The organism is Aeromonas sp. R6-2, from assembly GCF_040908155.1.
Lineage (GTDB): Bacteria > Pseudomonadota > Gammaproteobacteria > Enterobacterales > Aeromonadaceae > Aeromonas > Aeromonas schubertii.
On sequence record NZ_JBFODE010000033.1, the window covers coordinates 1 to 24,248 of the forward strand.

Here is a 24,248-nt window from a genome sequence, read left to right on the forward strand (position 1 = left end):
AGCCGCAAGGCACAGGCTTCGATGTTCTGCTCACATCGAGGTGACAATTCGGACGCGGGGTGGAGCAGCTCGGTAGCTCGTCGGGCTCATAACCCGAAGGTCGTCGGTTCAAATCCGGCCCCCGCAACCAACTTGAGCCGCAAGGCAAAGGCTTCGATGTTCTGCTCACATCGGGGTGACAATTTGGACGCGGGGTGGAGCAGCTCGGTAGCTCGTCGGGCTCATAACCCGAAGGTCGTCGGTTCAAATCCGGCCCCCGCAACCACTATTCTGATCCTCTCTTTTGATTTTTCTTCCTTATTACTCATCCCCTTAGCATCTGTTAGCGTGGCTTGTCCCTCGCTTGCTGGTTATCATAATGGTCTGTCGTCAAGGATCAGGCCTCATCTATGTTGGAATTCAGCTACACCCCGCCCACCATCCACCTGCTTGAGCAGTCACTGGAGACACTTTCCCAATCCGATGCCACGGTAGCGCTTATTCTGGTCGCCGAAGATCGCAAGGGCTTCTTTCTTGGTGAGGCCCAGAGTCCCGAGTTGCAACTGCAGGAGCAGTTAAATCAGGGCAGTGTCATCCACAGGGTCGAGGGTGGTCAGTGGCAGTGGATCGGCTTCCTGCCCGCAGTCCTGGAGTCGGAGGCGCTGCTCTACAAGAAGTTGCGGACTGTGGTGAGCCAGATCGGGCCGATCAGGGCCGAGCATGTGGCCATCCATCTCTACGGCTTCGAGCCCGAGGCCGGAGCTCTGATTGCCGACGCCGCGCTCGGGGTACTGCTCAGCCAGCGCGTCACGTTGCCGAGCTACAAGTCTGCACCGAAAGAGCAGTGGCCCTTGAGCCGGGTCTCTCTCTCCCCCGCATTGGCCATCGACACGGCGCGTATTACGGCCGAGGTGGAGGGAAATGCCCTGGCCCGTTATCTCTCGGCTCTGCCTTCGAGCGAGCTGACGGCCCGTGAATATCGCCGCTTTGTCCGTCAGTTGGCCCAACAGGAGGGGTGGGAGTGCCACGATTACGATCAGGTGCAACTGGCCGAGCGCGGCGCCGGTGCTTTTCTGGCGGTGGCCAGGGGGGCCGATGACGATCAGGGGGCTATCGTACGGCTGCGCCACCGGGTCAGTGACAAGCGTGGCCGGTTGGCGCTGGTGGGCAAGGGGATCTGCCATGACTCGGGAGGCTACAACCTCAAGGTCGGCGGCTCCATGTATGGCATGCATCTGGACATGGGCGGCAGCGCCGTGGCCCTGGGCACCCTGCTGGCCATCACCCGTGCCGGACTGCCCTATGGGGTGGACTGTTGGTTGGCCATCGCCGAGAACCATATCGGTCCGCGGGCCTATCGTCCCGGGGATATTGTCACCGCCATCAATGGCAAGACCATAGAGGTGGTCGATACCGATGCGGAGGGACGCATGGTGCTGGCCGATACCCTCACCATGGCGGCGGAAAATACTCCGGATCTGTTGATCGACTACGCAACGCTCACCGGGGCCTGCAAGCGGGCCCTGGGGAGCCGTTATAGTGGCGTCTTTAGCAATCGCGAGGCCTGGTTGGTCCCCTTGATCGAGGTGGGTCGACGCTGTGGGGAGCGGATCTGGCCCTTCCCCCTGGATGAAGACTATGACGAGACTCTGGAGAGCGAGTGGGCTGACCTGTTGCAGTGCGCCCCCGGTGCCTCATGCGATCATATCGACGCAGCCCGTTTCCTGAGCCATTTCGTGCCGGCCCAGACCCCCTGGCTACATCTCGATCTCTCGGGATTCCGGCATAAGGGAGGGCAGGGGATTGTGACCGGTGAGATCACCGGATTTGGTGTTCGCTTGACCCTGGCCCTGCTGGCCGACGGCCGTTTTCTTCCCAAGACACGCAAGCAGGGACGTTGAGATGAGCCGTTACGCCTATGACTGGATCCTGTTCGATCTGGATGAGACCCTGTTTGACTTCCCTGGCCACGAGGCCCTGTTGGCCATGTTGACCCAGGTGGGACTGGAGCCCCATGCCACAGTGCTGGCGGAGTATAAACAGACGAATCACACCCTCTGGGAGCGCTTCAATGCCGGGCAGATCGATGCCCATCATCTGCAGCATGAACGTTTTGTCGGCATCGGCCAGCTGACCGGTCACCATCCCCTGGAGCTCAATCGCCTCTATCTTGAGGCGATCATCGCCTTGAGCCGTCCTCTGGATGGTGTCATGGAGACGCTGGGCAGGTTGCGTGGCCGGATTGGCATGGGGATCATCACCAACGGGTTTAGTCTGCCCCAGCGCGGCCGGTTGCAACGCCATCAGCTGGATACCTGGTTTAACCCTGTGCTGGTCTCGGATGAGGTGGGGCTCTCCAAGCCTCACGGAGGGATCTTTGAACTGGCCCTGTCACAGTTACCGGTGAGCGAGCCCCGACGCGTATTGATGGTCGGAGACAATCCCCTGGCGGACATTGCCGGTGCGGCCGAGGCGGGTCTGTCGACCTGCTGGTACGATCCCGGTTTTAGCGATACTGTCTGTCACCCGACCCACCATATCCATCATATCTCCCAACTGCTGGACGTGATCGGCATCGATGAGTAGGGGGCCATGCCGGCCCCCTTGGTGTATCAACGGGCCCGGGTGAGGGCCCATCGCTCCAGCAGGTTGACCGCTTGCACCAGGACGCCTTCATCGAAGTCGAAGGCGTTGTGGTGGTGCGGGGCTGCGAGTGTGGCACCCAGCACCAGATAGGCCGCCTGCCCCCCTGCGCGCTGCACCCGCTCCATCAGAAAGCCGGCATCCTCGCTGGCACCGAAGCGCCGGGTCGGCACCACCTCCAGCCCCTCATCCCGGGCCAATGGCGCCAACTCGCTCAGCAGCTCGGGGGAGTTGGCCAGGCCCTGTGCCTCTCCCTGCTTGATGATGCGATAGGTCACTCCGTAAGCGAGTGCCGTACCCTCCACGATCCGCTGCACCTGCCCGAACATATAGTCGTTGAGGTGAGGGGCGGCGCCACGGGTCTCCCCGCACAGGAGGGCATGTTCGGCAATCACGTTGCGCCCGCTTCCCCCCTGCAGGGTGCCTATGTTGATCCGGGTCATGCCATCCCGATGGCGGGGAATACCGAACAGTGCCGTGGTGGCGCTGCAGGCGGCCGCCAGCGCGTTGGTGCCGGCGTTGGGCTCCAGGCCTGCGTGGGCGGGCGTGCCGAAGAAGTGGACATCGAACTTGGTGGAGCAGAGAAAATCGGTGGGATTGAGGACTAGCTCGCCACTGTCGGCATGGATCCCGAGGTGCAGGCAGAGCAGTGCGTCTACATCATCGAGGGCCCCGCCGGATGCCATCGCCTTGCCACCACGGCACCCCTCTTCGGCAGGCTGGAACAGCAGCTTGATACGGCCGCAAAGCTGCGCTTTGTGTTGCATCAGCCTGGTTGCCAGTGCAAGACCGATGGCGGTGTGGCCATCATGGCCGCAGGCGTGCATCCATCCCGGATTCTGTGAGCAGAACCCGTCTCGCACCGGCGGGTGATGGGGATCATCGCTCTCGCTCACCTCGACGGCATCGATGTCGAAACGAAAGGCCAGGGTGGGGCCCGGGCGACCGGTCTCCAACAGGCCCATGACACCGGTCAGATCCCCCATGCGTTCGAGCCAGGCGGGATCGCCCCCTTGATGCAAGGCTCTGGCTTTCTCGGCCTCCACATCGACCTCACGACCCATCACAAAGGGGGCCGCCAGCAGACTCTCCCCAAGGAGCAGGGAGTATCCCGATGCCTCCAGGTGACGGGCTATCAGGCTGGTAGTGCGAAACTCTTTCCAGGCGGCTTCGGGGTAGCGGTGCAGATCCCGTCGCCACGTGACCAGCTCATCGACGTGCATCTTTTTCTCCTCGTCAGCGATACGCAGGCTATTGTGCTCCCTTGGGCCTGGCAGGCAAGGGGGTTGATCTTCTGGTAGGAGCAGTAAATGTGTGACCGGATGGTTTTTTCAGGCACAAAAAAGGGGCGATAAATGCCTGTAACAAGCATTTATCGCCCCGCTTTTGGAGACGTCTGTCTCTTTAACTCTCAGCGCCAGCGCCGGTTTGACTCACATCTGGGCCAAAGAGGGAACGGATGTGGCAATCAGGGCAAAAAAGACGGTAAAAACTGCAGTAACGATAAATTCTTTCATCTCCGCTCTCCTCGATGTGGTTGATTATGAAGCAATCATACCATTCAGAGACATTAGTTCAATAGAAAACATGAAAAAATGTAGCCATATCTATGGTTGTCTGGTTTTAACCTTGTTTTCTCCATCTTTCTTTTGTGAGTAATTTGGGCGGGGGAGGTGTGGTTTTTTTGTGTCTTTTGTTTTGGTAAGTAATTGTTTTTGTGGTTGTTTAAGTTCTTGCTAGAGAGCGGGTGAGATGGTTGCAAGAAAGGCTGAGCAAGCCGCCTTGCAGATTTCTTTCATGCGGCAGCCCTCTGAAGGCTTCTTTTTTTGTAAGAAATGGTCGATTTGTATGATGTGGTGGGTGAAGTGCCACTTCCTGTCGTGCTTTTGTGTGAAAAACAACCTTGGGATTTGATGGGCTCCATCATGGGCGGCTCGCGGCCAAGACGCCAACGGGGTCACTTTCCGATAGCCGCGCGGGTATGACCCCCGCGGGTTACGCTCACCACACAGGGGGGTCGATGCCATCTGGATAAAGAACTTGACAGTAATGGTGGTGAGCATCGTTGGCCAATGAAGATGGGAGTGCTTATCTTTTACTTCTCACAGAATTCACATCCGGTTAGTATCGCTTGGCAAAATAATAAAAAGGAGTTCAGGGGTGTTGAGGACAGCGCAAGAAAGATTGCCGCACTATTTAGCGCAACTCTATGAGTGCGGTATAAATGATTCCGATATCAATTTGGTGCTGGAAGAGGTGCGCAGAGATTCTGGGAGTGCATTATCTCTGCTGCTGCTCAGAGATGAAGAGAGAAATGGCAGGATTACGCTTTTTTCCAGTGGTCTGAGCGAGGCTCAGCATCACTATTACATTCAGCATCATCGCCAGGATATTTGGTTCAACCATTATCTCGAGAAGGGGTGCAAAGGGGTCGTCAAGGCCAATACCCTCAGCAACAAGGCGGGCCTGCTGGCCGGTTTTGGCGCTCACTTTGCCATCGGGGGCGTGTGTCGTGTCAGCGGTTATGGTCTGGCGAGCGTCAGCTCATATCGGGATCAGCAGCAGACAGACTTCGGTGATAAGGAAATTGATGTTTGGGATGGCCTCTATTTTGGATTGGCCTCCTGGAGTCGTCACTATTGGAATCTGGTTGGGCTCGAATTGCAAAATCATCAATTGCAGCAGCTCATCAAACATCAGAATAAAGCGGTAGCCATCGTTGACGAGAAGGGTGGGGTGCAATATTCCAACGCGGAATTTAACCGTATTGCAGATGATAATCATGAATTACGAATGCAACATGGTGTGTTGTCGGTCAACAACAAGGATCAGCAACGTCAATTTCGCGAATTGCTCGCCGGTTTTACCTATTCGACGCCGGGCTCTCCCCGCTATCTGTCGGTGACCCGAGGGGGAGGATTACGACCCCTGTTGCTGCAGGCCAGCCTGATGAGCGGACTGCGCAATGCCGAGCGTTATATCGAGCTGGTGATCCGCGATCCGGACCACGCCTTCTCACCGGATATCGCCGCCATAGGCAATCTCTATCCCTTGACCAGCGGCGAGCGGGAATTGCTGCTGTTGCTGAGCAAGGGTTACAGCAGTAGCGATATTGCCGAGCTGCGCGGAGTCAAGGTCGAAACGGTCCGCTCGACCCTCAAGAGTGTCTTCAAGAAGACCGATTGTCACAGTCAGAGCGAGCTCTTGCTCTTGCTGCAATCCATTTCATGAGGCGTGTCTACACTCAAGGTGTCGCTGCCTGAGCAGTCGCAACGCGTTGGGGGAAGATATGCACTCATTGAAAGTAAAGGATTATATGTTGGTGCGCCCGGTGACCCTGTCGCCCGATACCACGATACCTGCTGCCGTGGAGAAGTTTTTGCACAGCAACCAGATGGGGGGACCCGTGGTGGACAAGCAGGGACACCTGCTGGGTTGGATCTCGGAACAAGATTGTATCGCCACCATGATAAAGGAGACCTATCACTGCGAGCGGGTAGCCCTGGTGGGGGATGTGATGCGCAAAGAGGTACTCAGTGTCGGGCCCGAGAGCTCGGTGCTGGAGCTGGCCAGCATGATGACGGAGCACAAACCCAAGATGTACCCGGTGCTTGAAGACGGGCGCCTGGTGGGGGTCATCAACCGTCATCTGGTGTTAAAGGCCATCAACGAGCAACTGCAGGACTGCTTTATCAATCATCCGGCTTGAGGATGCATCGACGACGAGGGACGGGGTAACCCGTCCCTTTCTCCTGGTCATTGCCGACCGCCTTTTTCTTGCGCCAGTCCGAGGGGATCTTTAGGATCGTGCCATTGCGTTAATCGGTCATTCCCCTGCGAGGGTGACCCCATCGATGGCTATCAGGAATCTCTCTCTTGTCTCTTACTCTTCCTGCCCTGCGGGCACGACTCGCCCACTGCATGAACCTCGACGCCCGCCAGTTGGCCAAGCGTCTGCACGGTGTCGCCAAGGTGCCGGCGGCCAAACAGGAGGCGGTGCTCGCCACCATCGACGCCGATCTGCGTCAGGCCGAGCAGCGCTACCAGACTCGTCTGGCGGGTGTTCCCAGGGTCAATTATCCCGAGAATCTCCCCGTCAGCCAGAAGGCGGATGAAATTGCCACCGCTATTCGCGATCATCAGGTGGTGATCATCGCCGGCGAAACCGGCTCGGGCAAGACCACCCAGATCCCCAAGATCTGCCTCTCTCTGGGGCGCGGGGTGAAGGGCTACATCGGCCACACCCAGCCGCGGCGTCTCGCGGCCCGCACCGTGGCGGCGCGCATTGCCGAGGAGATGCACTCCGAACTCGGCCAATACGTGGGTTACAAGGTGCGCTTTACCGATCAGGTGAGCGAGCAGACCCACATCAAGCTGATGACAGACGGTATCCTGCTGGCGGAAATTCAGCATGACCGGCTGCTCACCCAGTACGACACCATCATCATCGACGAGGCCCACGAGCGCAGCCTCAACATCGACTTCATCCTGGGTTATCTCAAGGAGTTGCTGCCGCGCCGGCCCGATCTCAAGGTGATCATCACCTCGGCCACCATCGATCCGGAGCGCTTCTCCCGCCACTTCGGCAAGGCGCCCATCATAGAGGTATCGGGCCGCACCTACCCGGTAGAGGTGCGCTATCGCCCGTTGACCGACGGGGCGGATGACAGGGACGAGCTGCAGGGGATCTTCGATGCGGTCGAGGAGCTCAGCCATGAGGGGCTCGGCGATATCCTCGTCTTCATGAACGGAGAGCGGGAAATTCGCGATACCGCCGATGGCCTGCGCAAGCTCAACCTGCGTGACACCGAGGTGTTACCGCTCTATGCGCGCCTCTCCAATGCCGAGCAGAACAAGGTGTTCCAGCCCCATGCGGGGCGGCGTATCGTGCTCGCCACCAACGTGGCCGAGACCTCCCTCACTGTGCCGGGTATTCGCTACGTGATCGATCCCGGTACGGCGCGGATCAGCCGCTACTCCTGGCGAACCAAGGTGCAGCGCCTGCCCATCGAGCCGGTCTCCCAGGCCAGTGCCAACCAGCGCAAGGGGCGTTGCGGCCGGGTGGCGGACGGGATCTGTATCCGCCTCTACTCGGAGGAAGATTTCAACGGCCGCCCCGCCTTCACGGATCCCGAGATCCTGCGCACCAACCTGGCCTCGGTCATCTTGCAGATGCTCTCCCTGGGCCTTGGGGACATGGAGGCCTTCCCCTTCGTCGAGCCGCCCGAGTCGCGCCACATCAAAGATGGTCTCTCCCTGCTCAAAGAGCTGGGGGCGGTTGAGGATCGGCGTGGCCGCGACGGCCGTGAGGCGCTCAGCCTCACCGAGACCGGTCGCCAGCTCGCGCGCATTCCCCTCGATCCCCGTCTGGCCAAGATGGTGATCACCGGGGCTGCCACCGGCTGCCTTAAAGAGATGATGGTGATCACCTCGGCCCTGAGCATCCAGGATCCGCGCGAGCGCCCGATGGAAAAAAAACAGGCCGCCGACGAGCAGCACCGCCGCTTTGACGACAAAGACTCGGATTTTCTCGCCTTCCTCAACCTGTGGAACTACCTGCAGGAGCAGCAGGAGGCGCTCTCGAGCAATGCCTTCCGTCGCCAGTGCCAGAAGGAGTTTCTCTCCTACCTGCGGGTGCGTGAGTGGCAGGATATTCACTTCCAGCTGCGCCAGACCGTCAAGGAGCTGGGCTTTAAGAACAACAGCGAGCAGGGGGATTACAAGAGCATTCACTGCGCCATCCTCACCGGCCTGCTCAGTCACATCGGCAACAAGGATCTGGAGAAGAGCGAGTTTCTCGGGGCGCGCAATGCCCGCTTCCACCTCTTCCCGGCCTCGGGTCTGTTCAAGAAGCCGCCCAAGTGGGTGATGGCCGCCGAGCTGGTGGAGACCTCGCGCCTCTATGCCCGCATCAACGCCCGCATCGAGCCCGAGTGGGTAGAGCCGCTGGCCGGCCATCTCATCAAGTTGCACCACAGCGAGCCCCACTGGTCGAAGAAGCAGGGCGCCGTCATGGCGAGCGAGAAGGTGACCCTGTTTGGCCTCACCCTAGTCGCCGAGCGGCCCATCAACTACAGCCGTCTCGATCCGGCACTGTGCCGCGAGCTCTTCATCCGCCATGCCCTGGTGGAGGGGGATTTCGAGACCCGCCACCGCTTCTTTGGCGAGAACCGCAAGCTCCTGGCCGAGGTCGAGGCCCTCGAGCACAAGTCGCGCCGGCGCGACATCCTGGTGGACGACGAGGACCTGTTCCGCTTCTACGAGGCGCGCATTCCCGAGGAGGTGGTCTCGGCACGCCACTTCGACAAGTGGTGGAAGGGGGCGCAGCAGCGCGATCCTGAACTGCTTAACTTCGAGCGCGAGATGCTGATGAAGGGGGATGCCGCCCACGTGAGTGAGCTCGACTACCCCAACAGCTGGCATCAGGGGCGTCTGAAGCTCAAGCTCAGCTACCAGTTTGAGCCGGGGGAGGCCGCCGACGGCGTCACCTTGCACATCCCGCTGCCGCTGCTCAACCAGGTGGAGCCGGTGGGCTTCGAGTGGCAGATCCCGGGGCTGCGGCAAGAGCTCCTGGTGGCCCTCATCAAGTCCCTGCCCAAGCCGGTGCGCAAGAACTTTGTGCCGGCCCCCAACTATGCGGAGGCGCTGATGGCCTCCATCAGCCCCGAGCAGGGGCCGCTGCTCGATGCCATGGAGCGCCACCTCAAGCGCATGACCGGTGTCAGCGTGGATCGCGAGGCCTGGGACTGGAGCGGGGTGCCCGATCACCTGAAGCTCACCTTCCGGGTGGTGGACGAGCGCCAGCGCAAGGTGGCCGAGAGCAAGGATCTGCTCGCCCTCAAGGAGTCCCTGCGCGGCAAGGTGCAAGAGACCCTCTCCAGGGTGGCGGATGACGACATCGAGCAGTCGGGTCTGACCCTGTGGAGTTTTGGTGAGTTGCCCAGGGAGTACAGTCAAAAACGCAGCGGCTTCGAGGTGAAAGCCTATCCGGCGCTGGTGGATGAGAAGGACTCGGTGGCCATTACCCTGGTCGAGAGCCCGGTGGTGCAGCAGCAGCTGATGTGGGCCGGCCAGCGTCGCCTCATCCTCCTGAACGTGCCGTCGCCTATCAAGTACCTGCAGGAGAAGCTCCCCAACAAGGCCAAGCTGGGGCTCTACTTCAACCCCTTTGGCAAGGTGAGCGATCTTATCGATGACTGCATCGCCTGCGGCTGTGACAAGCTGATTGAACAGCATGGTGGTGTGGCCTGGGACGGCGAGAAGTTCGAGACGCTCAAGGAGTTTGTGCGCGCCGAGCTGAACGATGTGGTGGTGGAGGTCGCCAGCCAGGTGGAGGCGGTGCTGACCCTGGCCCACGACATCAGAAAACGGCTCAAGGGCAAGATGCAGCTCGACACGGCCTTTGCCATGTCGGATGTGCAGGCCCAGCTGGAGCGGATGATCCACAAGGGGTTCGTCAGCGAGACCGGTTGGAAGCGCCTGCCCGATTTGCTTCGTTACCTGCGCGCCATCGAGCGCCGGCTCGAGAAGTTGGCGGTCGATGCCAACCGGGATCGGGTCTACATGCTCAAGGTGCAGAGTGTCGAGCAGGCCTATCAGGCCCTGCTGGCCAAGGTGCCCAAGGGGCAGCCCATGGCCCCCGAGGTGGCCGAGATCCGTTGGATGATCGAGGAGCTGCGCGTCTCCTTCTTCGCCCAGAATCTCGGCACCCCCTATCCGGTTTCGGACAAGCGGGTATTGAACGCCATCGAGGCATGCTAAGCTCAAGCAACTGATAACAAAGCGATAAATGGAGGCAAGGGAATGCTGCTTGGCTGGCTTGCACTGGTCTCGGTGAATGTCAGCGGCTATATGCCGCTGGCAGAGCAGACCTGGGTGGCACTCGATCCCGCCTGGTATCCCACCTCGCGCCCCTTGCCACAGATCTTTGCGGCCTGGCACGGCAATCAGTTTCCCGTGCTGGAGACAGAGCAGCGTCACGGCCGCTGGCAACTGCTCTTCCCCGCCCGCCTCAAGCCTCCCTTTACCCTGTTTGAAGGTGCCCCCCAGCTCTCTCGCGTCTATCAGATGCGTCTGCGCCGCATCGACGAGATGGCCTATGGGGTCAGCGTGCGGCCTGGAGTGACTCCTGCCCCTGCCTCGCAGATCGAGATGCTACCTGCCCAGCGAGTGCCTCTGATCCGGGAGTGGGCCGGTTGGCAGGAGCCCTGGCATCCCAAAACGGCGCACACCCTCCGGGAGGTCGAGCAGGCCCCGGCGATTGACCCTTCCCCCCTGCCACAGGGGGTATGCCACCGGGTAGGGGCGGGGGAGACCCTTTGGCGCATTGCCGATAACCTGGCCCGGGAGCGGGGCAGTGATACCTACACCCTGGTGTTGGCCCTGCACGCCGAAAACCGTGCCCGTCTGGGCCCTCGGGGTCAGGTGCGTTCGGGAAGCGAGCTGCGCTGCCCCGGGCCCGATCACCTGCAGCGCTATCAGGCGATGACGGCGGCCCAGCGTCAGGCGGCGGTGATCGCCTTGCAGCGATGATGCGGCTTGCCTGCCAAGAGGGGCCGTGCTAGTATTCGCGCTCGTTTTGCGAGGTGTTGACCGGTCGCAGTCATCACCATTCATTCATCCAGATAAGAGATATTGCTATGTCTTTCGTATACCAAGCTGAAGTCCGTACTGACATGGGGAAAGGTGCGAGCCGCCGCCTGCGTCATGCTGACCTGGTTCCGGCCATCGTTTACGGTGCTGCCAAAGAAGCCGTTTCCGTTACCCTGGACCACAAAAAGCTGATCATCGACCAAGAGAAGCCGGAGTTCTACAGCGAAGTGCTGACCCTGGTTATCAACGGCGAAGAAGTAAAGGTTAAGGTCAAGGACATCCAGCGTCACCCGGTTAAGCCGAAGCTGGTTCACCTGGACTTCGTTCGCGCCTAATCGCCGACGACCTTCAGAAAAAGGCCACCTCAGGGTGGCCTTTTTGCATTTGCGCGTCAGGCAACGAGATGGCCAGACAGAGCAGAGCCACCCTGGGGCGGCTCTCTGTTACCAGATGGGTTGGGTCAGATAGGGGTTGCTGACCCGCTCGCGCCCGAAGGTGGAGCTGGGCCCGTGGCCCGGGATGAAGACAATCTCGTCGCCAAGGGGCAGCAGGGTTTCGTTGATGGAGCGGATCAGGGTGGCATGATCCCCGCGCGGGAAGTCGGTGCGCCCTATGCTGCCGGCGAAGAGGACGTCACCCACCCAGGCGACCTGCAGCTCCCGTGAGAGCAGCACCAGATGACCCGGGGTGTGGCCGGGGCAGTGAAAGATCTCGAGGCGCTGCTGCCCCAGGGTGATCACTTCCCCCGCATCGAGCCAGCGGTCGGGGACGAAGGCCGGGGTGTGGGGAAAGCCAAACATCTGGGACTGCTTGGGCAGCATCTCGAGCCAGAAGGCGTCCTCTTTATGGGGGCCGACGATGGGGGCGCCGAGGTCGCTGCGCAGGATATCGGCGGCGCCCACATGATCGAGATGGCCGTGGGTGAGAATGATGTGGCGCAGGGTCAGACCATGACGGCTCAGGGCCTCTTTCAGCTTCTCCGGCTCGCCACCCGGATCGATCAGGGCCGCATCATAGGTCTCGTCACACCAGACGAGGGAGCAGTTCTGGGCAAAGGGGGTGACCGGGATCACCTCGAACTTTAGCATGGGATTTCCTGTCAGAGGGCCGGATCGGCCAGTTGGTTGAGGTAGTCGAGGCAGGCGGCCCGATCGCCGCGAAAGACGATGCGATCCTGCTTCTTCTCCAGCTGATAGAGGTACATGGGATCGTAATAGCGCTCCAGCAACAGGATTATCCAGGCCAGATGCCCTTCGCTGTGACCGCTGCGCGCCTGCTCCTCGAGGGCACTGCGCATCAGGGCGTCGAGTTCGCGCCAGCCCAGATCCCCAAGGCGCTTCTTGAGGCGCGCCAGGCTCTCCAGCAGTGCCTCGCAAAAGAGTACCCAGCCCGCTTCGGCACCGTGACGAGTCCGGTAGCGCTTTGCCAGATCGACCACATAGTCCTGGCGGATCTGCTCTGCCCGTTCATCCCGGGTGACCTCGACCACCACCACAGGGGCGCGCCCCATGCGCTCGAACAGGGGGAGAGGGATGGCGCAGCGGCCGATAAGATGGCTCTCATCTTCCACCGCAAAGTGATGCTCACCCCGGTGACGACGCTTGAGGATCTCGATGGCCAGGGCGTTATCGAAGTTGATGGGAGTGGGTTGCCCCTCGGGCAGCCGCCCGAAGGAGGAGCCGCGGTGGTGGGCGTGTCCTTCGAGATCGATAGCGCGGGCCACCCGGTTGAGCAGGTGGGTCTTGCCCGAGCCGGTCATGCCGGTGAGCACGGTCCAGGCATCGTCACGGGCGCTCTGCTCCACCGTCTGGATCAGCAACTGGCGCAGGGCCTTGTAGCCCCCTGCGACCCGGGGGCGCTCCAGGCCCGCTTCGGCCAGCCACTGCTGTACCGTCTGGGAGCGCAGCCCCCCGCGAAAGCAGTAGAGCACGGCGTTCGGGTGGGCGGCCAGATGGGCTTGCCAGGCGGCCATCCGCTCGGCTTTTACCTCGCCACACACCAGGGAGTGGCCAAGCTCGATGGCGGCGGCCTGGCCATGCTGTTTGAAACAGGTGCCGACCAGAGCCCGCTCCTCGTTGCTCATCAACGGCAGGTTGATGGCGTGGGGAAAGGCCCCCTCCTCGAACTCGATGGGGGCGCGCAGGTCGACAAGGGGCACATCCTCGAGAAACAGGGGGGCCAGATCGGTCACAAGTTGGTTATACGCCACGGTTGACCTCGACCCACTGTTGCTGTCGCTCTTTCAGGCGCCCGATGGGGCGAAGGTGCACGCCCGCCTCGGCGGCGATGGCAATCACTTCGGCCTCGCTCTCGCCGCTCACGGCTACCAGCAGGCCACCACTGGTCTGGGGATCGCAGAGGATGTTGCGAGTCCGCTCATCCATGGCGGGCAGCTTGTGCCCATACGAGTCGTGATTACGCAGGGTACCACCCGGCACACATCCTTCGGCCAGGTAGTGGTCCACCTCGGGCAACAGGGGGAGGGCATCGAAGTCGAGCTCGGCGGTGAGCTGAGAGCCCTCGCACATCTCGAGCAGGTGGCCGGCCAGACCAAAGCCGGTGACGTCAGTCATGGCATGCACGCCGGGCAGGGCGGCGAAGCGCTCGCCCAGGGTGTTGAGGGTGCACATGGCATCGGGGGCGAGTTGCTCGTGCTCGGCCTTGAGCTTGCCCTTCTTCTGGGCGGTGGTGAGGATGCCAATACCCAGCGGTTTGGTCAGGTAGAGGCGATCGCCGCTGCGGCCCGTGTCGTTCTGTTTGAGGCGCTCGAGGGGGACGATACCGGTGACCGCGAGCCCGAAGATGGGCTCGGGGGCGTCGATGCTGTGCCCCCCGGCCAGGGAGATACCGGCGTCATGGCAGGCCTGGCGGCCACCGTCGACCACCTGCTGGGCTATCTCGGGGGCGAGCAGATTGACCGGCCAGCCCAGGATGGCGATGGCGACGATGGGCCTTCCCCCCATGGCATAGATATCGCTAATGGCGTTGGTCGCCGCGATACGGCCGAAGGTGAAGGGGTCATCGACGATGGGCATGAAGAAGTCGGTGGTCGAGACGATGCCCTGACCGTTGCCGATATCGACGACGGCGGCGTCATCCTTGCTGCTGTTGCCGACGATCAGGGTCGGGTCGGTGAAGCCGGGGATGTTGCTCTTGAGGATGGTGTCGAGCACCTTGGGAGAAATCTTGCAACCACAGCCGGCACCGTGGCTGTATTGGGTCAGGCGAACGGAAGACATGTTGACCTCGCAAAAGGGCGGCCAGGGGCCGCAAATTCGGTGTGGCGCAGAGGAAGTGGCAAATGCCCTTCGGGCCACAGGACGCGACATTATGCCACATATTGGCGGCGCCTCGAATCGGTGGCTTGAAATTCCACACCCTGGCTTGGTGCAGATCAAGGTTGGAACAGTTTTCGCGCCTGATGGTAGAGGCCAAGCAGCCAGTAGAGGTGCTCGGGGGGGAGGGTGTGCAGCTGGCGCAGGGCCGGATCCAGTCTGCCTCCCTCATGGGGCCAAGGCTCGGGAGGGAAGAGCTCGGCGAGGGGGAGTCGCAGCAGTCGGCTGAGCACGGCTGCGTCGGCCAGAGTCATAAATTCCTCCCGCTCGGGGGAGAGCCAGCGGCTGATGGTGGAGGCGGGAATATGGGAGAGGGCCGCGAGCTGTTTGGCATTCCAGCCCCGCTCGAGCAGTAGCTGACTCAGGTGCAGCTTGGCCGCCCTCACATAGTCGAGGTCGGCCGGGCTCAGATAGGCTTTGCGGATCTTTCTCATGGGGCAACTCCCTTCAGCGGTTGCCCGTGCTCATGGTGATGGCCTTGTCAGATCTGACAGGTATTTCATCTTTGAAACAGCATAGGCAAAGGGCTATATCTTTGCCCGCTCCGGCCACCTACCTTGGGACCCTCCTTTGATACATGAGTCAATAGGCTGGCAGGAGGTGTCATTATCCATGCCGTGGGAACTCTATCTCTACCTTGGCAAGATCTGCTGTGGACCCTTTCCCCTTACCCTCGAGGAGGGCGAGGGGGTGGCGCCACGGGTCGCGGGTCTTATCGCCGAACTCTCCCTGCCCGAGCGCACCTGTTGGGTGCTGGTGGAGCCTGGTCAGGCTCCGCACTGGCCCGAGGGGAGTGAGCCGAGCTGTTATTTCCGTCCCGATTTCCCCTTGCCCCCCTCGCGATGATCCTTTACAAAACAAATTCACTGTATAAAAATACAGGTGTTTCGTGAGGCGTGATGAGGCGCACAAGGATGAAAGTAGAGATCATTATCGACCGTAAGCATCAGATCACCCAGGTAGTGATGGATGCCCTCTATCAGGCGCTGCAAGCGCGACTGCAGGAGATCTATCCCGATATCCTGATCCGGGTGGCCCATGGCAGCGCCATGGCCATGAACATCACCCGGGCCAGCAAGGAGGAGCGCGAAGAGCTTGAGGCGCTGGTGCAGTCGGTGTGGGAAGAGGCCGACAGCTGGATGCCGGAGGTGGCCTCCTCCTAGCCGTACCCGTGTCATGGAAGAAGCCAGCCACCGGGGCTGGCTTCTTTTTTTGATGGGGACAACGATGCCCGCGCACCATGGGATAGCTCAACACTCGGTGATATTGACCGCCAGCCCCCCGCGCGCCGTCTCCTTGTACTTGGTCTTCATGTCGAGCCCGGTCTCACGCATGGTCTTGATCACCTTGTCCAGCGATACCTTGTGCTCCCCGGTACCGCGCAGGGCCAATTTGGCGGCGTTGATCGCCTTGACCGCCCCCATGGCGTTACGCTCGATACAGGGCACCTGCACCTGGCCGCCCACCGGATCGCAGGTGAGCCCCAGATTGTGCTCCATGCCGATTTCGGCGGCGTTTTCCACGTTGTCCGGACTTCCCCCCAGCAGCTCGGCCAGGGCGCCGGCCGCCATGGAGCAGGCGACGCCTACCTCCCCCTGACATCCCACCTCGGCCCCCGACAGGGAGGCGTTCTTCTTGTAGAGGATGCCGATGGCGGCGGCGGTGAGGAAGAATCGCACCAGGTGATCGTCATCGACCGGGTGCACGAAGCGATCGTAGTAGTGCAGTACCGCCGGGATAATGCCGGAGGCGCCGTTGGTCGGTGCGGTCACCACTCGCCCCCCCGCGGCGTTCTCCTCGTTGACGGCCAGGGCGAAGAGATCCACCCACTCCATCACCATCAGGGGATCCTTGTTAAACCCTGCCTCGCTGGTGAGCTGACGAAACAGGGCCGGCGCCCGGCGCTTGACCTTGAGTCCACCGGGGAGGATCCCTTCACTCTTGCAGCCACGGGTGACGCAGGCACGCATGGTCTCCCAGATCCGGCGCAGCCGCGCCTTGATCTCTTCCTCGCGGCGAAACACCTTCTCGTTGGCCAGCATCACGGCGGCGATGGAGAGGCCGCTCTCCCTGCAGTGGGCGAGCAGCTCTGCACCGCTGTCGAAGGGGTAGGGGATGGGGTGCTGGCGTGCCTCTTCATTGGCCTCTTCCCGTGCCGAGGCAAACTGGCTCTCTTCGATGATAAAACCGCCCCCGATGGAGTAGTAGGTCTGTTCGCACAGCAGCGTATCGCCGTCAAAGGCTCTGAACGTCATGCCGTTGGCATGCAGGGGTAGACTCTTGCGGCGATTAAAGATAATGGCCCCGAGGCGCGGGAAGTGGCTGGGCTGTTGCCCGCCCAGCGCCAGGGTTTCGCTCTGCTCGACGGCGCCGAGAAAGGACGGGATGAGATCGATATCGACTGTGTCGGGTTCAAAACCCGCCAGTCCCAGGATGATCGCCTTACCGGTGCCGTGCCCCTTGCCAGTCTGGCCGAGGGAGCCATAACACTCGGTCTCGACCCGTGTGGTGCGTGACAGGCTCTGTTGTTGCGCCAGGAATTGGATGAAGGCATGGGCGGCACGCATGGGGCCGACGGTGTGGGAAGAGGAGGGGCCGATCCCGATAGAGAAGAGGTCAAACACGCTGATCATGGGCCGAGGCTCCATTATGAATTTTGTCTAAATATTGTCACTTTTTTGAGCCTCATGGAAAGGTGGTGGCGTGAACCAGGGCCCAGAAATGAAAAGGGGCTGCAAAAGCAGCCCCTTGGATCGGCGATCTTGGCTCTTAGCCAACCAGTTGGAACAGGATGGCGGAGATGGCAGTCAGACCCATCACGGTCACGAAGACGTTGCTGATGGCGCCCTGATACTTGGCCATGGCCGGTACCTTCTTGATGGCGTACATGGGCATGATGAACAGGATGGTCGCGATGATGGGGCCGCCCAGGGACTCGATCATGCCGAGGATGGAGGGGTTGGCCACCGCAGTCCCCCACAGGGTCAGGATGAAGAAGGCAATGATGAACACCTCGATCTTCTTCATGTTCGGCTGTTTGCCACTGCTGCGCATCTGCTGAACGATGATCCCCTTGAGGCCTTCACGGGCACCCAGATAGTGGCCGAAGAAGGAGGAGACGATGGCCACAAAGGCGACCAGCGGACCAAAGTAGGAGATGATCGGGCTGGCGTGCTGGTTGGCCAGGTAGGAGAGCACGGCGATGTTCTGGGCCTTGGCTTCGGCCAGCTGGGCAGGGGTCAGGCTCATCACGCAGGAGAAGACGAAGAACATGACGAAGCCGAGCAGGACCATGCTGGTGCGCTTGAGGATCGCATCGGACTTGGCCACGGCGTTGTCGCCGTTGTCGCGGCGCTGGGCCAGGGCAAAGCTGGAGATGGCCGGGCTGTGGTTAAAGGCAAACACCAGCACCGGAATGGTCAGCCACAGGGTGGTGGCGAAATCCTTGGCACTCGGTACCTGGGACAGGGCAGCGCCGCTCCAGTCCGGAATGAGGTAGAGGGAGAGGCCGGCCAGGATGGCGATGAGCGGGTAGACCAGCAGCTCGGTGACCTTCAGCATCAGCTTCTCACCGGCCAGCATCACCGACATCATGCCCATGATCAGCACGATGGAGAGGATCCAGCGCGGTGGCGCCGTCATCTGCAGCTGGTTGACCATGAAGCTCTCGACCGTGTTGGTGATACCGACACCGTAGATGAGCACGATCGGATAGATGGCGAAGAAGTAGAGGAGGGTAATGAGCTTGCCGGCGCCCATGCCGAAATGCTCTTCCACGACCTGGGTGATGTCGGCATTCTTCTGCTTGGAGGAGAGCACGAAGCGGGCCAGACCGCGGTGGGCAAAATAGGTCATGGGACCGACCAGCAGGGCCATGACCACCAGGGGCCAAAAGCCGCCCATACCGGCATTGATGGGCAGGAACAGAATACCGGCGCCGACGGCGGTACCGAACAGGCTGATCACCCAGGTTGTGTCTTGTTTCGTCCAACCGCAGGACGTGGCGGAGCTGATTCCTTGCTCCTGACGGCTAGCAATTCCTTGCGCGCTTGTGACGTTGTCAGACATGTAAACACCCCATATGTGTGTGGTTCTTATGATGCGGCGCAAGAATACAGGGTTTGTAGTGAAAAATGTTGATCAAATTCCACTTTTCACGGGGTTCATATCAACAAATGTATAGAATCGTGATCTTATCGATAATTTTTAAACTTTTTTGAAAAGGTTTAAACGTAAATTGAATGTTAATGGGCCCCTATTGGGGCTCTTTTGTGTTTCGGAAATGTTGTGGGGCCAGCTGACTGGCCAGTTGTCGGATGATGGCGGCCGTGGCTCCCCAGATGAGTTCCTCTTGCCAGGGGATAAACCAGATGGTGTGACGCTCACCGCGCCGCTCGACCGCCCATCCCTGATGGTGGGCGGGGGTCAACAGAAAGGCGAGGGGCACCTCGAAGGCGCGCTCCACCTCGTGAGGATTGGGGGTGGCCACATAGTCGGGGCTCAGCAGGGCGACCACGGGTTGTACCCAGAAGCGCGACACCGTTGGCATCGGGGGCAGGTGGCCGAGCACCGTCAGGTGTGAGGGGGGGATGCCGAGCTCTTCCCGGGTTTCGCGAAGGGCCGTGGCGATGAGGCTCGCATCTTCCGGATCGCGCCGCCCGCCGGGAAAACTCACCTGGCCCGCGTGGTGGCGCAGGTGGCGGGCGCGGCGGGTAAGCAGCAGCTGCCATCCGCTCTCGCGCAGCACCAGGGGCAGCAGGACGGCGGCCTGATCCAGATCGGCCCGGTGGGCGGCGCCAGGCGCCGCAGGCCGGGTGAGCAGATAGCGGACGAGCAGCTCGTCGCGGGTCATGGTGACTCCAGCAGGGGAAGGATGCGCGAGAGTTTGTCGAAGGTCTCCTGATATTCGCTATGGACCTGGGAGTCGGCCACTATGCCGCCGCCGGCCCAGCAATAGAGGTGACCGGCTTCGGCGATCAGGGTGCGGATCGTGATGCTGGTATCCATCTGGCCATGCTGGCTGATATAGCCGATGCTGCCGCAGTAAGCGTAGCGGCGCACCGGCTCGAGCTCCTCGATGATCCCCATGGCGCGGATCTTGGGGGCGCCGGTGATGGAGCCGCCCGGGAAGCAGGCACGCAGCAGATCCACCGCCGTGTAGCCTGCGGCCAGTTCACCGCGCACCGTGGAGACCAGGTGATGGACCGCCGGAAAGCTCTCGATGGCGAACAGATGGGGGACGTTCACCGTGCCCGGCGTGCAGACCCGGCCGATGTCGTTGCGCAGCAAGTCCACGATCATCAGGTTCTCGGCCCTGTCCTTGGGGGCCTGGGAGAGCTCGATGGCGGCAGCGGCGTCGCGCTCGGGATCCGGATGGCGTGCCCGGGTTCCCTTGATGGGCTTGGTCTCGACTGTTCGCCCTGCAAGGCGCAAGAAGCGCTCCGGCGACAGGCTCAAGATGGCGGCGCCGGGCAGCCTGATAAAGGCAGAGAAGGGAGCCCGGTTCCCCTGACACAGGCGCAGATAGGCTTGCCACTCATCCCCCCGATAGCCGGCACAGAAGCGCTGGGTCAGGTTGATCTGATAGCAGTCCCCGGCGCTCAGATAGGCCTGGATGGCGTCAAATTTTTCACCGTACTCCTGGCGGCTCATGTTGCTGGCCCAGGGCGAGGTCAGGGCGAAGGGGGCGGGGGGCGGTTCGTGGTGGCCCAGCAGCCAGTCGTGGCGGGCCTGCCATTGCGCCTTGTCGCCTTGTACCACGAGTTGGGTGATGCCAATCTCATGGTCACGGATGAGGGCCCAGTCGTAGATCCCCACCGCCATATCGGGCAGGCGCAGATCGGCCTTGGCCTGGTTTGGCAGACGCTCGAAGCGGCGCCCCAGGTCGTAGCCAAACAGCCCCAGGGCTCCGCCGGTAAACGGCAGAGGTATCGTCTCTACCTGTTGGGGGCCGAGCAGTTGCGCCTGCCACTGGGCCAGCAGGGCGAGGGGATCATCTGTGCTGTGATGGGTCTCTCCACCCTGGCGGATATGAGTGGAGGCTCCCCGGGTCTCCAGAGTGGCCACAGGATCGGCCACCAGGATGTCAAAGCGGTTGTCCTCGCCGGGCTCTCCGGCCGAGTCGAGCAGCATGGCCCAAGGCTCACCGGCGAGGCGGCTGAAGAAGGTGCGCAGGTTGGCGGCAGGGAAGGGGGCTATGTATCGATGCGTCGTCATGTTTTTTAAGGCGTTAAACCGGCAAACGGCAGTTTTGCGACCTGATCCCTAGTCGTTTCGGTGCTCGGGAGCGTATCATAGCCCGGCAAAATGGAGCAAAGTCGCCGCGGGAAGCGGTCAGCTAGCAGTTCAGTCCGATCGCGGCATCGTCATGGCACCCTTGCCAGGATATTCAGCACGTTAGGCAAGGCCAGTGAGGCAATTATGAGCATCATAAAAAAACAGGATTTTATCGATTCCATCGCAGATGCCCTGCAATACATCTCCTATTACCATCCCCTCGATTTCGTTCAGGCTGCCAAGGCGGCCTATGACAGAGAGCTGAATCCGGCCGCCAAGGATGCCCTGGCCCAGATCCTGATCAACTCTCGCATGTCTGCCGAAGGCCACCGCCCCCTTTGCCAGGACACCGGCATCGTCACCTGCTTCGTGAAGATCGGCATGCAGGTGCAGTGGGATAGCGACATGACGGTGCAGGAGATGGTGGACGAAGGCACCCGCCGCGCCTACACCAACCCGGATAACCCGCTGCGCGCCTCTGTGCTGGCCGATCCCGCCGGCAGCCGCAAGAACACCAAAGACAATGCGCCGGCCGTGGTCCACATCGAGATGGTACAGGGTGACAAGGTCGAGGTGAGCATCGCCGCCAAGGGCGGTGGCTCCGAGAACAAGTCCAAGATGGTGATGCTCAACCCCTCCGACGACATCGTCGAGTGGGTGCTCAAGACAGTGCCGACCATGGGGGCCGGCTGGTGCCCGCCCGGCATGCTGGGTATCGGCATCGGCGGCACCGCCGAGAAGGCGGCCGTGCTGGCCAAAGAGGCCCTGATGGAGCATATCGACATTCAGGAGCTGATCGCCCGCGGCCCCGTCACCACTGAAGAGAAGCTGCGCGTCGAGCTCTATGACAAGGTCAACAAGCTCGGCATCGGTGCCCAGGGCCTCGGTGGCCTTACGACCGTGCTGGATGTGAAGGTCAAATCCGCGCCGACTCACGCCGCCTCCAAGCCGGTGGTGATGATCCCCAACTGTGCGGCTACCCGTCATGTCCATTTTGAACTCGACGGTAGCGGCCCGGCCGAGCTGACCCCGCCCAAGCTCGAAGACTGGCCCGAGATCACCCGCGAGGCGGGGGGCAACGTGCGCCGGGTCAACGTCGATGGCATCACCAAGGCCGAGCTCGCCAGCTGGAAGAGCGGTGACACCGTGCTGCTGTCGGGCAAGATCCTCACCGGTCGTGACGCCGCCCACAAGCGTATCGCCGACATGTTGGCGCGCGGTGAAGGGCTGCCGGAAGGGGTCGACTTCACCAACCGCTTCATCTACTACGTGGGGCCGGTCGATGCGGTGCGTGACGAAGTGGTCGGCCCCGCCGGCCCCACGACCTCCACCCGGATGGACAAGTTTAGCGACATGATGTTGGGCCAGACCGGCCTCATCGGCATGATCGGCAAGTCCGAGCGCGGTCCGAAAACCGTGCAGTGCATCAAGGAGCACCAGGCCGTCTACCTGATGGCCGTGGGGGGCGCCGCCTATCTGGTGGCCAAGGCCATCAAGAAGGCCCGCGTGGTCGCCTTTGCCGATCTGGGCATGGAGGCCATCTACGAGTTTGAGGTGGAAGATATGCCGGTGACCGTGGCGGTCGACTCGCAAGGCAACAACATCCACGAGACTGGCCCGGCCTTCTGGTCGGCCAAGATTGCCGAGCTCGACGGCAAGCTCTCCTCCTGATAGCCCGGGGCGGGATCAGAAGCAAAAAGGCGCATCCGAAAGGATGCGCCTTTTTATCGCGGCGAGATCACCAGCGGTAGGTGTTGAGCAGGGACTCGAGGCGGTTGGAGAGGGTCACCAGCTCGGCGCAGGCCATGTTGGCGGCGCGGGCCTGGGAGAGTGTCTCATGGGCCACGTCGCGGATGCCGTTGACCGAGAGGCTTACGTCGTGGCAGACCCGGCTCTGCTCCGACGCTGCCTGCACCATCTGGCCATTAAGGGTGTTGATGGTGGCGATGCGCTCTATGATGGTCTGCATGGCATCCAGGGTCTCCCGGGTCCGGATGATGCTCTCTTCGGCCTTGTGTTCGGCATCGCCAATGACGCCGACGGCGCTCTGAGCCTCCTCCTGCAGCGCCTTGATCATCTGGGCAATGTCCTCGCTGGCGGCGCGGCTGCGACTCGACAGCGCCCGCACCTCGTCGGCCACCACCGCAAAGCCGCGACCCTGCTCACCGGCTCTTGCGGCTTCAATGGCCGCATTGAGAGCCAGCAGGTTGGTCTGATCGGCGATCCCCTTGATCACCTCCAGCACCCCGTCCACCGCCAGGCAGCGCTCGTCCAGAGCCTGGATCACCCGATCGACCCGGCTGATCTCGGCCGACATCTCACCCATGCTGCCGATAGAGGCTTGGGCGAGGCGGCTCGCCTGAGCGGCGTCCCTGTCGGTGAGGGCCGAGAGCTCGGCACTGCGTTCGCTGTGCTGGCGCACCTCGCTGGAGCTGGCATCGAGCTCGGTCACTGCGGTGGCCACCTGATCGGTCTGATCGTTTTGGCTGTTGGCGTGCTGCTCTGTGCTGGCGGCGACGCCGCGGATCTTCTCTGATTCGCTCAGGATCTGGCGGCTCGCCGTTTCCACCTCTTGCAGGCTGCTCTTGAACCCTTGCACCATCTCGTCCACCGCCCGGGTCATGGCACCGAGCTCATCCTTGCCGGCCCGGGGCAGAGGCAGGGAGAGATCCCGGCTGGCGGCGATATGGGTAACGGTACCCTGCAGCGCCTTGATGGGACGTTTGATATAGCGTTGTAGTACCCAGGCGAGCACCGCAAAGCCGAGGCCAAATACCAGGGTCATGGCACCGACGAGAAGCCAGTTGTTGTGCCTGATCTCGGCAAAGGTGTGACCGAGATCATAGGTGATGCGTACCGCCCCCATCACGGTTCCCTCAGGCACCTGGTGGCAGGTCGTGCACTGGGTGCCGCGGTACTCCTTGTAGGCCTTGAAGGGTTTGATCAGGGTGAGTCGCTCACCCTCGACCGCCAGGATCTCTTCCCCTTGTTCGATGGCCCTCTTGTCCCACTCGTCCACCACCTTCTGATCGGCAAAGCCGGGGCCGAAGATGGCGCTGACCGCGGGGGCGCGGACCAGACGGGCCTCGACCACACCCGGCTCGCTTTTGAGCTTGGTCTGGACCATCTGTCGGTTGCCGATGGTGCCTGTCATCATCAGCACATTGAGCTGATCCATATAGGTGTTGGCAGCGCTGTCGATCTTCTCGGTGACCAGCTTGAGGGAGAGATCGCGCTGCAGCCAGGCCGAGAGTTCGTAGGAGAGAAAAAAGGTTGAGCCTATGACCAGAGACAGGGGGAGAAAGATCTTCTGGTTTAGCGAGAGATTACGCATGGTTTGGCGTCCATGTTCATGAGTCGTCATCATTTGCCGCCATGACGAGGTGGCAACATCAGGGGTACATCCTTATCGGCGCAGTTTAT

Annotated in this window: 20 protein-coding genes and 2 tRNA genes; 12 read left to right on the forward strand and 10 right to left on the reverse strand. The window is 61.4% G+C overall.

The genetic code is table 11. The annotated features are described in order from the left end of the window. The first annotated feature begins 53 nt into the window (after positions 1-53). The 4 genes from AB5Y48_RS08095 to yjjG all read left to right on the forward strand — a co-directional run bounded on the left by AB5Y48_RS08095 (position 54) and on the right by yjjG (position 2,565). Positions 54-130: transfer RNA gene (locus AB5Y48_RS08095), tRNA-Met, on the forward strand. Positions 131-188: 58 nt separating this feature from the next. Continuing rightward, positions 189-265, forward strand: a tRNA-Met gene (locus AB5Y48_RS08100). Between the two features lie 124 nt (positions 266-389). Beyond that, positions 390-1,880, forward strand: coding sequence for a leucyl aminopeptidase family protein (locus AB5Y48_RS08105; RefSeq protein WP_368164155.1), 1,491 nt, complete (start codon positions 390-392; stop codon positions 1,878-1,880). 1 nt (position 1,881) lies between these two features. Then, positions 1,882-2,565, forward strand: a complete 684-nt coding sequence (gene yjjG / locus AB5Y48_RS08110) for a pyrimidine 5'-nucleotidase (protein ID WP_136613629.1) — start codon at positions 1,882-1,884, stop codon at positions 2,563-2,565. 26 nt (positions 2,566-2,591) lie between these two features. Here the strand turns inward: yjjG and AB5Y48_RS08115 are convergent, their stop codons facing one another. After that, on the reverse strand, positions 2,592-3,845 hold the full coding sequence (locus tag AB5Y48_RS08115; RefSeq protein ID WP_368164156.1) for an amidohydrolase: 1,254 nt from the start codon (positions 3,843-3,845) through the stop codon (positions 2,592-2,594). Positions 3,846-4,782: 937 nt separating this feature from the next. On the opposite strand from AB5Y48_RS08115, the gene AB5Y48_RS08120 reads away from it, so the two are divergent. From AB5Y48_RS08120 to rplY, 5 genes are all read left to right on the forward strand, one after another. Continuing rightward, positions 4,783-5,853, forward strand: coding sequence for a helix-turn-helix transcriptional regulator (locus tag AB5Y48_RS08120; RefSeq protein ID WP_368164157.1), 1,071 nt, complete (start codon positions 4,783-4,785; stop codon positions 5,851-5,853). 58 nt (positions 5,854-5,911) lie between these two features. Then, positions 5,912-6,331 (forward strand): CBS domain-containing protein, encoded by a 420-nt coding sequence (locus AB5Y48_RS08125; RefSeq protein WP_050667505.1) that lies wholly within the window; start codon positions 5,912-5,914, stop codon positions 6,329-6,331. Between the two features lie 167 nt (positions 6,332-6,498). Next, positions 6,499-10,383 (forward strand): ATP-dependent RNA helicase HrpA, encoded by a 3,885-nt coding sequence (gene hrpA / locus AB5Y48_RS08130; RefSeq protein WP_224160152.1) that lies wholly within the window; start codon positions 6,499-6,501, stop codon positions 10,381-10,383. 42 nt (positions 10,384-10,425) lie between these two features. Next, on the forward strand, positions 10,426-11,154 hold the full coding sequence (locus AB5Y48_RS08135; protein ID WP_224163683.1) for a hypothetical protein: 729 nt from the start codon (positions 10,426-10,428) through the stop codon (positions 11,152-11,154). A 107-nt stretch (positions 11,155-11,261) separates the two neighbouring features. Continuing rightward, entirely contained in the window at positions 11,262-11,549 is a 288-nt protein-coding gene (gene rplY / locus AB5Y48_RS08140) for a 50S ribosomal protein L25 (RefSeq protein WP_050667508.1), read from the forward strand. A gap of 108 nt (positions 11,550-11,657) precedes the next feature. On the opposite strand, the gene AB5Y48_RS08145 is transcribed toward rplY, so the two are convergent. The 4 genes from AB5Y48_RS08145 to AB5Y48_RS08160 form a co-directional block, all read right to left on the reverse strand. Next, the gene (locus AB5Y48_RS08145) at positions 11,658-12,302 is read right to left on the reverse strand and encodes an MBL fold metallo-hydrolase (RefSeq protein ID WP_224163684.1); all 645 of its coding nucleotides are present in this window, start codon (positions 12,300-12,302) and stop codon (positions 11,658-11,660) included. Between the two features lie 11 nt (positions 12,303-12,313). Beyond that, on the reverse strand, positions 12,314-13,423 hold the full coding sequence (gene mnmH / locus AB5Y48_RS08150; protein WP_368164160.1) for a tRNA 2-selenouridine(34) synthase MnmH: 1,110 nt from the start codon (positions 13,421-13,423) through the stop codon (positions 12,314-12,316). Continuing rightward, complete coding sequence (gene selD, locus AB5Y48_RS08155; RefSeq protein WP_050667511.1) at positions 13,413-14,453, reverse strand: selenide, water dikinase SelD; 1,041 nt, start codon at positions 14,451-14,453, stop codon at positions 13,413-13,415. The genes mnmH and selD overlap by 11 nt, the downstream gene beginning before the upstream one ends. A gap of 155 nt (positions 14,454-14,608) precedes the next feature. After that, positions 14,609-14,983, reverse strand: a complete 375-nt coding sequence (locus AB5Y48_RS08160) for a helix-turn-helix transcriptional regulator (protein WP_368164161.1) — start codon at positions 14,981-14,983, stop codon at positions 14,609-14,611. A gap of 178 nt (positions 14,984-15,161) precedes the next feature. Between AB5Y48_RS08160 and AB5Y48_RS08165 the strand changes: the two genes are divergently transcribed. Both AB5Y48_RS08165 and AB5Y48_RS08170 read left to right on the forward strand, forming a co-directional pair. Continuing rightward, complete coding sequence (locus tag AB5Y48_RS08165) at positions 15,162-15,395, forward strand: hypothetical protein (RefSeq protein ID WP_368164162.1); 234 nt, start codon at positions 15,162-15,164, stop codon at positions 15,393-15,395. A 68-nt stretch (positions 15,396-15,463) separates the two neighbouring features. Beyond that, entirely contained in the window at positions 15,464-15,712 is a 249-nt protein-coding gene (locus AB5Y48_RS08170) for a DinI-like family protein (RefSeq protein ID WP_060586314.1), read from the forward strand. 87 nt (positions 15,713-15,799) lie between these two features. Here the strand turns inward: AB5Y48_RS08170 and AB5Y48_RS08175 are convergent, their stop codons facing one another. From AB5Y48_RS08175 to pabB, 4 genes are all read right to left on the reverse strand, one after another. Beyond that, a complete protein-coding gene (locus AB5Y48_RS08175) occupies positions 15,800-17,182 on the reverse strand; it encodes an L-serine ammonia-lyase (protein ID WP_050667515.1) in 1,383 nt (460 codons plus the stop codon). 136 nt (positions 17,183-17,318) lie between these two features. Then, on the reverse strand, positions 17,319-18,617 hold the full coding sequence (locus AB5Y48_RS08180; RefSeq protein WP_050667516.1) for a serine/threonine transporter: 1,299 nt from the start codon (positions 18,615-18,617) through the stop codon (positions 17,319-17,321). Between the two features lie 187 nt (positions 18,618-18,804). Beyond that, entirely contained in the window at positions 18,805-19,401 is a 597-nt protein-coding gene (locus tag AB5Y48_RS08185) for a CoA pyrophosphatase (RefSeq protein WP_050667517.1), read from the reverse strand. Next, a complete protein-coding gene (pabB, locus tag AB5Y48_RS08190) occupies positions 19,398-20,765 on the reverse strand; it encodes an aminodeoxychorismate synthase component I (RefSeq protein WP_368164164.1) in 1,368 nt (455 codons plus the stop codon). The genes AB5Y48_RS08185 and pabB overlap by 4 nt, the downstream gene beginning before the upstream one ends. A 204-nt stretch (positions 20,766-20,969) precedes the next feature. On the opposite strand from pabB, the gene AB5Y48_RS08195 reads away from it, so the two are divergent. Beyond that, complete coding sequence (locus tag AB5Y48_RS08195; protein WP_136613621.1) at positions 20,970-22,496, forward strand: fumarate hydratase; 1,527 nt, start codon at positions 20,970-20,972, stop codon at positions 22,494-22,496. Positions 22,497-22,563: 67 nt separating this feature from the next. On the opposite strand, the gene AB5Y48_RS08200 is transcribed toward AB5Y48_RS08195, so the two are convergent. Further along, entirely contained in the window at positions 22,564-24,159 is a 1,596-nt protein-coding gene (locus AB5Y48_RS08200; protein ID WP_050667519.1) for a methyl-accepting chemotaxis protein, read from the reverse strand. Positions 24,160-24,248: the final 89 nt, after the last annotated feature.